The 13095-nt window shown below is 38.4% G+C and carries 10 protein-coding genes; 3 read left to right on the top strand and 7 right to left on the bottom strand.

What is annotated here, in order from left to right; genetic code table 11:
* Positions 1-45 precede the first annotated feature (45 nt).
* The 3 genes from rsmC to hemL form a co-directional block, all read right to left on the bottom strand.
* Entirely contained in the window at positions 46-1065 is a 1020-nt protein-coding gene (rsmC, locus tag AACV33_RS14025; protein WP_182700336.1) for a 16S rRNA (guanine(1207)-N(2))-methyltransferase RsmC, read from the bottom strand.
* A 126-nt stretch (positions 1066-1191) separates the two neighbouring features.
* Positions 1192-2277: an AI-2E family transporter gene (locus AACV33_RS14030; protein WP_017021787.1), complete on the bottom strand. Its 1086-nt coding sequence runs from the start codon at positions 2275-2277 to the stop codon at positions 1192-1194.
* A 254-nt stretch (positions 2278-2531) separates the two neighbouring features.
* Complete coding sequence (gene hemL, locus AACV33_RS14035) at positions 2532-3827, bottom strand: glutamate-1-semialdehyde 2,1-aminomutase (RefSeq protein ID WP_017021788.1); 1296 nt, start codon at positions 3825-3827, stop codon at positions 2532-2534.
* Between the two features lie 235 nt (positions 3828-4062).
* Here hemL and erpA point away from each other — a divergent pair, with 235 nt between their 5' ends.
* From erpA to AACV33_RS14050, 3 genes are all read left to right on the top strand, one after another.
* A complete protein-coding gene (erpA, locus tag AACV33_RS14040; protein WP_012551041.1) occupies positions 4063-4404 on the top strand; it encodes an iron-sulfur cluster insertion protein ErpA in 342 nt (113 codons plus the stop codon).
* A 130-nt stretch (positions 4405-4534) separates the two neighbouring features.
* On the top strand, positions 4535-5647 hold the full coding sequence (locus AACV33_RS14045) for an efflux RND transporter periplasmic adaptor subunit (protein WP_023604535.1): 1113 nt from the start codon (positions 4535-4537) through the stop codon (positions 5645-5647).
* Positions 5648-5656: 9 nt separating this feature from the next.
* Positions 5657-8785 carry an efflux RND transporter permease subunit gene (locus AACV33_RS14050; RefSeq protein ID WP_182700337.1) on the top strand — a complete coding sequence of 1043 codons (3129 nt, stop codon included), beginning with the start codon at positions 5657-5659 and terminating at the stop codon, positions 8783-8785.
* A 16-nt stretch (positions 8786-8801) separates the two neighbouring features.
* Here AACV33_RS14050 and AACV33_RS14055 read toward each other — a convergent pair whose 3' ends face one another.
* The 4 genes from AACV33_RS14055 to mtnN all read right to left on the bottom strand — a co-directional run bounded on the left by AACV33_RS14055 (position 8802) and on the right by mtnN (position 12671).
* Positions 8802-10112: a peptidoglycan DD-metalloendopeptidase family protein gene (locus AACV33_RS14055; RefSeq protein ID WP_017021791.1), complete on the bottom strand. Its 1311-nt coding sequence runs from the start codon at positions 10110-10112 to the stop codon at positions 8802-8804.
* 190 nt (positions 10113-10302) lie between these two features.
* Positions 10303-10914 carry a TRIC cation channel family protein gene (locus AACV33_RS14060; protein ID WP_012551037.1) on the bottom strand — a complete coding sequence of 204 codons (612 nt, stop codon included), beginning with the start codon at positions 10912-10914 and terminating at the stop codon, positions 10303-10305.
* Positions 10915-10956: 42 nt separating this feature from the next.
* On the bottom strand, positions 10957-11910 hold the full coding sequence (locus AACV33_RS14065; protein WP_017021792.1) for a cobalamin biosynthesis family protein: 954 nt from the start codon (positions 11908-11910) through the stop codon (positions 10957-10959).
* 65 nt (positions 11911-11975) lie between these two features.
* Positions 11976-12671, bottom strand: a complete 696-nt coding sequence (mtnN, locus tag AACV33_RS14070; RefSeq protein ID WP_012551035.1) for a 5'-methylthioadenosine/S-adenosylhomocysteine nucleosidase — start codon at positions 12669-12671, stop codon at positions 11976-11978.
* Positions 12672-13095 lie beyond the last annotated feature (424 nt).

Below are 13095 nucleotides of genomic sequence, written 5' to 3' on the forward strand. Positions count from 1 at the left end.
TAAAAATCAAGCAACAGAGTCTCAAAGTGCGGCTGTATACAATAATTACTTTTGTGCGGAATAAATTCTGAATTTATTATTCTTTGCTAATGTGTTGCAATGACCAAATACTTTTTCAACAATTGGTGGATATTGTAGAAAGCTATTAGCGACAAAAATCACTTGACCGCTATGAGTTAAATTTTGCGGTGCTTTTTGAAGCAACTCTTCGGTTGAAGAATAATGTGTTTTTAGCCCTGCATGAAAAGGTGGATTGCTGACGATAAATTGGTAGTTTTGTTTCGTGTCAGAATATACGTCACTTGCAAATACATTCCCTTCTAATCCATTGGCTTTTAATGTCTCAATGGAAGAAGCAATTGCGAGCGCACTAATATCAACCATATCTAAATGGATTTTCGGATTAATGGTTTTCATTACAGAACCTAACACGCCAGCACCACAACCAAAATCTAAAACATGACCACGTAAACTTGGCAGAGTTTGAAGCAGTAACTCTGAACCTTTATCAAATTCACCATGGCTAAATACACCAGGTAAGCTTCTTACTTCAATCGTGTGTTCTTTAAATTGAACTTGATATTCTTTAAACCAATCTTGTAAGTTAAAATTTGGCGCCGCTTCTGTACATTGACCCCAATAAAAGCTGCAACGTCGAGCTGAATCCAGTTTGTTCATTGGTCCAAAATTCGCGAACATTTTCTCTACGCTTTTTACTCCGCTGCGGTTTTCACCAACAACGATGATCTCGGTGTCTTTTCCTAGTTTGGCTAATAGCATAGTGAGTAAGTACTCAGCTTCAGCTTTTGCTTTTGGCCAATACAGTAAAACCATATCTGCATGGCTTTCTTCTATTAATTCGGTTCCGAAATAACAGTTAATTTTTGGGTTTTCTGAAAATTGTTTGTAGTAACCATAATTGGTCGTAAAGATAGATGTAGAAGCACAATGCTTATCTAGCTCAAGAGGGAAATCATCATTAAGCTCACCAGCAATGAGTACGTGTTTACCTTCAAAATAGGCAAGTTGACGCTGAGTTATTTGACTTGGAGCAGAGTAAGACATAATGGCCTCGAAAGAATACAAAAACTGGCGAGATTGTCCCACAAAGGAAGGGGAAGGAAAAGAAAAGTAAGAGGCTGTTTAACCTTAGTTAGGTAATACAGCCTTAATGTAGTTGCTTTGAGGGTGTTAGTTCTTATCTTGCTGGTCTAAGAAGCCTTTGAATTCAGTTTCGTACATATTAAATAGAACCAAAGTCAGTGCGAAAATCAATGGGCCATAGATTAAACCGATTAAACCATATAAATGAATGCCGCCTAGTAGTGAGAAGAAAATAAGCAGAGTGTTCATTCCTGAATTTCCTTGCATTAATAGTGGTCGCACAATGTTATCAATTGAACCAACAACAAGTACGCCCCAAGCGGTTAAGAAAATCGCCCATTCCCATTGATTGGTTAGCAGTAAATAAATGGTTGCCGGAATCCAAATAAGTGCGGTTCCTACGACTGGAATAAATGAGGCAAATCCCATCATCGTTCCCCAGAATAAACCTGGGAAGCCAGCTAGCCACATGGCAAAGCCTCCAGCAAGACCTTGTGCTATTGCGGTCAAAAACGAACCAAGAATAGCGGATTTTGATACTTCTTCAATTTCATCAAGTAAACGGTCTTCTTGGCTTCTAGAAAGAGGAAGTACATGACGAAATGCCGAGATTATTTTATCTTGATCGCGTAGTAGGAAGAACAGAACAAATAGCATTAAGAAGAAATTTACTAAGACATTCGTGGCATCGCCAAGGATCTGAGCACTAACACCGACAACTTTAGTTCCAACTTGAGAGGCTAATTGCGCTACTTTTTGTGTGATTTCATTTGGATCTATGGCATCAAAAGGCAAGTGTTTATTAATAAAAGCCAATATTTGAGAGACAATAGGGTGTTGAAATAAAGTTTGAATGCCACCTTCGGTTACCCAATGATAAGCGTCTTTAGAAAAAGTAGCCCCTTGCTGAACAATGGCAACAAAGACAAAAAAGAGGGGAATAGCGATAATAAAAGTTAACGCGGTACAAGATAAAATAGCCGCACTATTTGGGCTTTTTGGCAGTTTTTCGCTAATTTTATTATGTAAAGGTGCAAATAAGAGAGACATAATAAAGGCAAGAATGATTGGGCTTAAATAGGGTTCTATTAATAGAAAGCACGCATAACTTGCAACAAGTAAAGCGGCGACTAAAACCCAATGACTAGAATTTAGTTTATTGAAATGAGACACATTATTCCCTTATGATGCGGTAGCGATTTATAAATGATGAATGTAAGTTATATAGATACTTGTTAATCTTAGCAAGAATAATGGAGAGTAACGATGGGCTGTTGTGGTAAAGATACGTGCAGTAGTAATAAAAAAAGAAAAATACCAATATTGCCGTTAATTATTATTGGGCTAGGAGTACTAGTCATTTATTTTTGGCAATAAAAATGGTCTTCTTTGATTAAGAAGACCATTTATCGGTTAATTGATTACATTTATTTTGATTCGGCCGCTATTTTAGCAAAACAACGATCAGCGGCTTCTAATGTTGCTTCGATTTCTTTTGGACCGTGTGCTAAAGAAGTAAAGCCAGCTTCAAATGCAGAAGGGGCAAGGTAAACACCGTGTGCTAACATTAGATTAAAGAAACGTTTGAATCGTTCGATATCACATTTAGTCACATCTTCGTAAGTTGTGATTGTCTCTTGGTCTGTAAAGAAGAAGCCAAACATTCCACCAACATAGTTAACAACCATCGGGATCCCGTGTTTATTTGCTAATTCTTTAAAGCCTAAAGCAAGTTGTTTTGTTGTTGTGGCAAGTCTTTTTTCATTGCCTTCTTCAGTAAGAACTTTCAAGCAAGCAAAACCTGCTGCCATCGCAACGGGGTTGCCAGAAAGCGTACCTGCTTGATATACCGGACCCGTAGGTGCAATGTATTGCATTATATCTTTGCGGCCACCAAATGCGCCTACAGGCATGCCGCCACCGATAACTTTACCTAAACAAGTTAAGTCAGGCTTAATGTTGTAATAGCCTTGAGCACAATTTTCAGCAACACGGAAACCCGTCATCACTTCATCAAAAATTAATAGAGCGCCTTCAGCATCACAAATTTCACGAAGACCTTCATGAAACCCTTCAACTGGCGGAATGCAATTCATGTTGCCAGCAACAGGTTCCACGATAATACAAGAAATCTCGCCTTTATTTGCAGCAAAAAGTTCACGAACAGAATCTAAATTATTAAAGGTGGCTGTTAATGTATATTTAGCAAAATCAGCAGGAACGCCTGGAGAGCTTGGTTGGCCAAGAGTTAATGCGCCTGAACCCGCTTTTACAAGCAAACTATCAGCATGGCCGTGATAGCAACCTTCAAACTTCATGATTTTGTCACGACCAGTGTAGCCACGAGCAAGGCGAATCGCACTCATCGTTGCTTCAGTACCAGAACTTACCATGCGAACTTGTTCCATCGATGGAACTAATTCTGATACTAATTCAGCCATGTTAATTTCAGTTTCAGTTGGAGCCCCGAAACTCAGTCCGCGTTGTGCCGCAGAGATAACCGCTTCACGGATCGCAGCATGATTGTGACCAAGGATCATTGGACCCCAAGAACCTACATAATCAATATAAGCTTTACCATCGGCATCAAAAATTAATGGGCCATCGGCACGCTCAATAAAAATTGGTGAACCACCAACGCCAGCAAAAGCACGAACGGGTGAGTTTACACCACCAGGGATTTTCTCTTGCGCTTTTGCGAATAATTCTGCTGATTTGGTCATTACTTATATCCTCATAGTAATCAAGTGGACCAGTTGGACGTTATTGTACCTAAATTGAATTAGAATGCTTGAGTTGATCGTATTAATCCCCATCTAATAAGTAAATAATCGTGTTGTGTGAGCATTGACTTAGCGCGGTTGAAGAGGATGTTTGTATTGAATACTTGAATGAAACAGTCAGGTATTAGATAATCAGAATTAAAATAGAATTGGAAACCAATCTTGAGAGGTTTAAATGAGTGATGTATCTGTGCCGTTAACGTTTTCTGATGTTGCAGCAGCAAAAGTTAAAACGTTAATTGCAGAAGAAGAAAATCCAAATCTAAAACTGCGTGTTTATATTACAGGTGGTGGTTGTAGCGGTTTCCAATACGGATTTACTTTTGATGAAGAAGTAAATGAAGGCGATATGACCCTTGTAAATGATGGTGTAACACTTGTTGTTGATCCAATGAGCTTACAATACTTAATTGGTGGCATTGTTGATTATACTGAAGGCCTAGAAGGCTCTCGTTTTTTCATTAATAACCCTAATGCAACGACAACTTGTGGTTGTGGTGCATCATTTAGCGTTTAAGATTTACTATAATATAGGTAAATGAATATTTTTTCGTTTACCTTATTCTCTGCTTTGTAAAACGACATAACTTACAGTAAATCAGGATGTATTACTGTTTACCTATTCCTAAGCACTAAGGATTGTTGCTATGGGTAAATTCACATCTGCTTTTTTTTCATACCTCGTTCATCGCCCTTGGATTATTTCGTCCATTTTATTTTGTTGTTTATTATTCTGGGTATTAAGTGGACCTTCTCAAGCTGAAGAATCTACGAGAAAACAAACACTAAATACGCTCACTATTCCTCTTGCTAATGTTGCTGTTGAAACTTTTTCATCAACGCCCACGAACCGTACTATTTCTTTATATGGGCGCACCGCTCCTGATCGTGAGACGACGCTTGGGGCTCAAGTTGCGGCTCAAATTGAAGAAATTCTAGTTAAAAAAGGGGCTCAAGTAAAAAAAGAACAGCCAATAGCTCGTCTTGATATGGCCGATCTTGATTTGCAACTTAGTCAAGTTAAAGCCATTTATTCTGTTCGAATGAAAGAATTTAAAGCCTCGAAAGAGTTACGACGCAAAGGATTACAAGGTGAGGTCGCTTTTAGTCAATCTCAAGCTTCATTAGCCGAAGCGAAAGCCAGAGTTAGAAATGCAGAATTAATATTAAAAAATACCACGATAGTTGCGCCATTTGATGGGATTGTTGAACATTTGTTTGTGGAAGTCGGCGATTTTGTGAGCCGAGGAGATCCAGTTGCAAAAGTGGTGGTGCTTGATCCACTAGTGATCGAAGTAAATGTGAGTGAAAGACACATTATTCAATTGAATGTAAATCAAAAAACAAGGGTGAGTTTTATTAATGACTCTTCAATTGAAGGGCGCGTTCGTTATATATCGAGGGTTTCTTCGATTTCGACAAATACGTTTCCTGTTGAAATCGAAATTCCCAATATAGGAGATCGATTACCCGCAGGAATAAGCACTGAAGTTGAGATCGATTTAGATCTTCAACCGGCCATTAAAATTACACCAGCCATGCTTTCGCTTAATGAAAATGGAGATCTCGGCGTTAAAACGGTAGTCCAATCGATGGGCAGTCAAGAAAGCACTGATCAGGTGAAATTTATTCCCATTCAATTAGTAAAAGCAGAAGATGATGGAGTGTGGTTGACAGGGTTAGGCGAGTTAGTTGAAATCATTACGGTTGGACAAGGATTTGTTCGCGATGGTGATTTTATTCATGCGAGAAGAAAGTAAGGGAATACTATGCTAGCAATTATTAATGCGGCATTAAGTCGTTCTCGGACGATGTTAATGTTACTTACTTTACTGCTTATTTCTGGTGCGTTGACATACATAGTTATCCCCAAAGAATCGAACCCCGATATCACCATTCCTATTATTTACGTTTCAATGAGCCATCAAGGAATTTCTCCAGAAGATTCTGAGCGCTTACTTGTTAGGCCAATGGAGCAAGAATTACGATCCATTGAAGGGATTAAAGAAATGACGTCGGTAGCGGGTGAAGGTCACGGTTCAGTGACGTTAGAGTTCTCCGTAGGAACTGATTTAGATAAAGCGCTGAATGACGTAAAAGATGCGGTTGATCTTGTTAAGCCTAATTTGCCAGAAGAGAGCGATGAACCAACTGTTAATGAGGTAACTTTAGCCGCAGAGCAAGCCGTTTTATCCGTTGTGTTATATGGCACGGTACCAGAGAGAACAACAATACAAATTGCTCGTCAACTAAGGGATAAACTAGAAAGCTATAAGCAGATATTAGAGGTTGATATTGCAGGGGATCGAGATGATGTTGTTGAAATTATTGTTGATCCTCTTTTACTTGAAAGCTATGGCTTAGATCAAGCTGCTATTTATAATTTGATTGCTTTGAACAACCGAGTGGTTGCCGCTGGATTTGTGGATACAGGCTATGGACGATTCTCTATCAAAGTACCTTCCGTTTTTGAGTCATTAAAAGATGTTTTAGAGTTACCAATTAAGGTCGATGGTAAGCAAGTAGTGACGTTTGGTGATATTGCGACAGTTCGTAAGGCGTTTAGAGATCCAAACAGTTATGCACGATTGAATGGTGAAAAAGCCATTGTTTTAGATATAAAAAAACGCTCAGGTGAGAATATTATTGAAACCGTTGAGATCGTAAAAGCGGTTTTATTGGGAGCCCAAGAGTTAGAGACGTGGCCAAATAATCTTTTAATTAAATACACTTGGGATGAGTCAAAAGACGTGAAGATCATGCTTAATGATCTGCAAAATAATATTTTATCGGCGATATTGTTGGTTGTTATTGTGATCATTGCTGTATTGGGCGCGAGAACCGCACTTTTGGTTGGGATCTCTATCCCCGGCTCTTTTCTTACTGGCTTATTAATGCTTTCCCTCGCAGGATTAACCGTGAACATTGTGGTTCTATTTTCATTAATTATGGCGGTAGGCATGTTAGTTGATGGAGCCATTGTTGTGACTGAATATGCTGATAGGAGAATGCAAGAAGGGGCTCATCGAGTCATCGCCTATAGAGAAGCAGCGCAAAGAATGGCGTGGCCAATTATAGCCTCTACTGCAACCACTCTTGCGGCATTTGCTCCTTTATTATTCTGGCCAGATACGACTGGTGAGTTTATGAAATACTTGCCATTAACTCTAATGGCGACATTAACTGCCTCTTTATTTATGGCTTTATTATTTATTCCTGTTTTAGGCAGTTTATTTGGTAAACCCCAGCAAGTCCTCCCTGAAAAAAGACATAAATTACAAGCATTAAGTAATGGTGACTACAGTCAGGCTACTGGCATAACTAAATTGTATTTCAATATATTATCGATTGCTTTGAAGCATCCATTTAAAATACTTTGTTTGGCTGTTGTTTTCTCTATTGGCATTGGCTTTACTTACGCTAAAGCGGGATTGGGGGTGGTGTTTTTCCCTGAGGTAGATCCTCCGTTTTTAACCGTCAAAGTTAGATCTCATGGTGATTTATCTATCAATGAAAAAGATAAGATCATGGTGGAAGTACAAAATGAAATATTAGGAATGAAGGAGTTAGATAGTATTTATACTCGTACAGGGGGGGATGATGAGATAGGCCAAATTCAAATAACACCTATAGATTGGCAATATCGTCGATCAGTGAAAGAGATTATTGAAGATTTAAGAGATAAAACAGAAAATATTGCAGGGATAGAATTAGAATTTAGTACACCCAATGCTGGCCCACCAAGTGAGCATGATTTAGTTATTGAATTGAGTTCTCGTGATGGTGAAGCATTGAATCAATCGGTTAGAAAAGTAAGAAACTGGATAGATGCCAATCCTGCTTTTACGAATGTTAGTGATACTTCGAATAAACAAGGCATTGATTGGAAAATCGATATCCGTAGAGACGATGCGGCACGCTTTGGTGCTGATGCAACATTGGTTGGTAATACCGTACAATTTGTCACTAATGGATTGAAAATTGGTGATTACTTACCTGATGATAATAATGAACAAGTTGATATATTAGTACGATTTCCTAAAGAGCACCGAGATATTGGACGTTTTGATGAGCTAAGGGTAAAAACCAGTCATGGTTTAATTCCTATAACCAATTTTGCTCGAATTATTCCTACTCACAAGCAAGATACGATTCATCGAATTGATGGACACCGAGTATTAACAGTAAAGGCTGATATGAGTGATGGTTATAATTTAAGTATTGAATTACCAAATATTGAGCGTGGTTTAAAAGAGTTAAATTTACCTAAAGGAGTTGTATTTAAACTTAGAGGGCAAAATGAGGAGCAAAATAATTCAGCTGTTTTCCTTCAAAATGCATTTGTTATTGCATTAGCAGTAATGGCCATTATTTTAGTCACGCAGTTTAATAGCTTTTATCAAGCCTTGCTTATATTAAGTGCGGTTTTATTTTCAACCGTCGGAGTGTTTGCCGGGTTACTTATTTTTCAACGACCGTTTGGTATCATTATGTCAGGTATTGGGGTGATTTCTCTTGCTGGCATCGTGGTTAATAATAATATAGTCCTGATTGATACCTATAATACATTGCGTAAAGCTGGTGTGGATAAAGTGGATGCGATATTACGAACGGGCGTGCAACGCTTACGACCAGTGATGTTAACGACGATAACGACCATATTAGGGTTGATGCCAATGGTGCTTGAAATGAATATTGATTTACTTAATCAAAAGGTTGAATTTGGTGCACCAAGTACTCAGTGGTGGTCTCAGTTAGCGACTGCTGTAGCTGGTGGACTTGCTTTTGCTACGGTGCTGACATTAGTACTGACACCATGCTTATTAATGCTAGGAAGAGATAACGTAGGAGTGGTTAAAGATATTAGTGAAAGAAAAAGCCCTAGTCTTTATAACTAGAGCTTCATTATTGATATTAGTGAGTGAGTACCGGATGAGTACCTACAATAAATTGACTGTATTGGTTTAACTCTTTTAATCGCTGTTTTGCGACAACTTCAAACTCTTTTTTATCTTTACCTGTTAGCGATTTAGATTGGGGTAAAGAAACGGTTCTTGAGTCTTTATGAACGCCATTGACTAAAAATTCATAGTGTAAGTGAGGGCCGGTCACTCGGCCAGTTCCACCAAGCGTACCTACGGTATCACCTTGTTTTACTCGCTGTCCTGCTTTTACATAGCGTTTAGTCATGTGTAAATATTTTGTAATGTAAGTATTACTATGACGAATGAATACATAGTTACCATTAAACTGGTTATATCCTGATTTATCTACGACACCATCACCGGCAGCCCAAATCGGCGTTCCTACAGGGGCAACATAATCAGTCCCTCTATGTGCGGTTCTTTGTCCTGTTACTGGATGAAGACGACGTGGATTAAAATTAGAACTAACATAACGAAAATTAATTGGAGAGCGTAAAAATGCTTTTTTCATCGCTCGACCATTAGGTTCGTAAAAATTTCCATTTTTATCATTACGAATTGCGGTAAACGTGTCGCCACGGTTAGTGAAAGTGGTCGCTATAATATTTCCTTTACCTGCATATTCGCCTTCTACGTACTTCTCTTCATAAAGTACAGTGAAGGTATCACCAGCACGAATATCTAATGCAAAATCAATATCCCAACCAAAAATCCCCGCTAGTTCCATTATCTGATTCGGGTTTAACCCTGCAGTAATAGAAGCATTCCAGAAATTGGAAGTAATCGTTGCTTTGGTATAATTCAGTTGAGTTTCAATTTCTTGTTTTTCAAGTAACCCTAAGTAACCATCGCCTACTTTACTAATACGGTAAGTTTCAAATTGACTTATAGGACGGATCAGTTGGATGATTTCTTGATTTTGATTAAAACCAAATTTAAGTTTATCACCAGGTCGTAAGCGAGTCAGTTGTGTTTCTATTTCTTTGTCGCTACTGGTTAGATTATATAATTGACGGGCGCTTAATCCGACTCGGTTGAATAATACAGAGGCACTTTCACCTGATTTTACTGTGTAAGTTTCCCAAGTCAGTTGTTGGTTTTTACCTGATTGTTCATGAGAGATCAGGGCTTCTTGACGGATTTCTGTAGGGTAAGTTTGACCAACGTTTAATTTATAAAAGCCAGAATCAGGAGCCACAGAGTCTGGAATAGTTGCAATTGCGGCAACGACTCCTGCACTGCAGAGACCGATAAGAATGCGATGAATCACGGGAATACGAGTTAATTTAGATAATATCATTCGATTAAGTAGTAAATATTGAATACAAATAACAACATAGAAGTTTAGCTTGTTTTTCGCTTTACTGCCATGAGCGGAGGTTATAGTTAAAGCTTCGTCACCTTTTTTCTAATAAAAGTTCAATAAATAAACAGGCTTAATCATGAATAGAATAGATAGGCAGCAAACATACTGCCTATCTAGGGATTGATTATTTGTTTAGCGCAAAGGTAGGTAAAGATAAATGCCAACGAATAGCGGCTAGACGAATAACAAGAGTTGTCGCAACACCACATAGCATTGCGGTGGATGAGGGAACATTAAACTCTAAGGCTGAGGTATGAACTATTCCGCCTAAGATACAAGCGGTGGCATAAACTTCGCTCCTCAATACCATCGGAACTTCACGGGCAAGAACATCGCGAATAATCCCACCACCACAACCGGTAATAACGCCCATAATAACTGCGACCATGGGATCTGCATTATACTTAAGTGCTTTTTCTACACCAATACCGACAAAAACGGCGAGACCAATCGCATCCGATACTGGTAAAACATACCAAGGAAGTCGCTTTGGTTTTCTGATGATAAGCATAGTTAAGATACAAGTAATAAAAATGACCAACAAATAATTTGTGTCGGTAATCCAGAAAACGGGGGTTGCACCTAGAGCCATATCACGAATCGTACCACCACCAATAGCGGTAACACTTGCCAAAACGGTAACCCCAAAAGGGTCCATTTTTAATCGCCCAGCTAATAACACTCCTGAAATTGCAAAAATGGCGGTACCGAACATATCAATTGTATAGATTAACATCTTGTCCTCTATGACTTACTGCATGATGTTGTTGAAGTAAGGTTATAGCCCTTGTTTAAGTATAACCATGATGACGCTTTGAAGAATTATCCAAATGGCGATTCTCCAGCTTAAAAAACGATGGATCTGAGCTAAGTGAATCGCTGAAGGTACAATTTTCCCTCCTAGCTTTGGACGACTTATTTTCTTTCCTTGATAAATTACGGGTCCTCCCATAGATAATTCAAATTTACTGCCAATGATAATTAATAACCAAGCGTTATTTTTATTTGCCCAACTTTTTTGTTGTTGTTTGAGGCGTTGAAGGGTTAATCCGCATTTTTCACCTAAAAGACATAATAAGCTAAAAAGTTTTAAAGGAATAAAATCAAGGAACGCTTGAATGGTTAAAGCGGGGATCCCAAATGGACGAAATGAATCTCTTGATGGAGACCAAGCTCTGGCTAACTCTAAAGATAAGCGATAAATGAAAGCCCCAATCCCACCAGCGATGCCATACCAGAATAAAACCCCAATAACCGTTCGGGCATAACCTAAAATAATGGTTTCGGCGCTGGCTTTCCCTAAACCTAAAATTGATAGAGGTTCTACATCTCGATTTACCCAAGGAAGTAAGGCTTCTTTTGCTTCTTTTTTATTATTTTGATTAATCGCTTGAATAGTTTCTTTACAGAGTTTTTCAACCCCTCGCCATTCTAAAGAAATTAAGAGTAATCCTAGATTGAATAAGGGAAGATTCCAAACGATAGGTAATGCAGCAATACAAACAATAAATGAAGGGATAATCATTAAGCACCAGGCAAGAGCGCCTGAAATAAAACGTTGTTGATAGGATCGAGCTGTATTTACTTTTGTAGACAATAGTTCTGCAAACTTTCGCCAAATAGTCATTGGGTGGGCGTGAACAGGTATCGGCAAAAATAAATGAAATAACAATGCGCCCCATAAAACTAATAGGGAATAATCGGCGATGAAGAAAGACAGTTTATCAAGCATATATGTATTAACTATATATAGGGGGACAATGGAGCAAACGCATCGTTAACTCCATTATTATGTTATTACTTTAATAAAGTAACCATCTTCATCACCATTTCTGATGAACTTTCTGCAGCAAGAGGCAAGAATTCTTCAAAACTCATTGGTGATTCTTTATCTGCCACATCAGATATTGCACGAACGACAACAAATGGAACACTAAATTGATGACAAGTTTGAGCAATAGCTGACGCTTCCATTTCAACAGCGATAACAGAAGGAAAATGAGAGCGAATAAATGCTTGGCGCTCAGGCGTACATACAAAAGCATCACCAGTACAGATTAAACCACGTACAGCATGCTTATCTTCCATTTGAGTCAATGCTTTTTCTGCTACTGCCATTAGTTTTTCATCTGCTTTAAAAGCAGCTGGTTGTTGTGCCATCTGTCCCATCTCGTAACCAAATGCAGTTACATCAGCATCATGATGACGAACTTCTGTAGAAATAACGACATCACCAAGATTCAATGAAGAATCAAACCCACCAGCAGAGCCAGTATTAAGAACAACATCTACATTATGATCTGAGATAAGAAGAGTTGTTCCTACGGCTGCCGCTACTTTACCAATGCCTGATTGAAGTAAAACGACTTCAGCACCATTTAATGTGCCTGTATGAAAAGTACAACCAGCTTTGATTGTTGTCGCTAAGCCATTAATTTGTTCTTTTAGAATGGCAACTTCTTGTTCCATTGCACCAATAATACCGATTTTCATTTGTTTATCTCAGTAACGTTCGAATAGAACTGAATTGTAACATAGCTATTTAAGGTGGTGGAATAAGAGTTTTCTTGAGATAAAAGAGGATAAAGTGAGGTTATTGATGTCTTTATATACGTAATGGTTGTTTATTGTTCGGTTGATTGTTTTTTTTAATAAAAGACTTGCATGAAATGCGCATCGGCCTATACTTCGACTCCACCAACGCAGAACGGTGATTCAAATCACAAGTTCAGCAAATGTTGGTAAGCTCTTTAACAATTTGAAACCTATTAATCTGTGTGGGCACTTGTGAATTGATAATCACTAGTTTGCTTTTACTTTTCGAAGTGAATGCAAACAAAAATAATCAATGAACTGAGTGACTACACAAAATTACTTTTATGTAAGAAATCAGTATAAATCATTGAGCCGGTTTTGT

This window comes from Aliivibrio sp. SR45-2 (assembly GCF_963890165.1).
Taxonomy (GTDB): domain Bacteria; phylum Pseudomonadota; class Gammaproteobacteria; order Enterobacterales; family Vibrionaceae; genus Aliivibrio; species Aliivibrio salmonicida.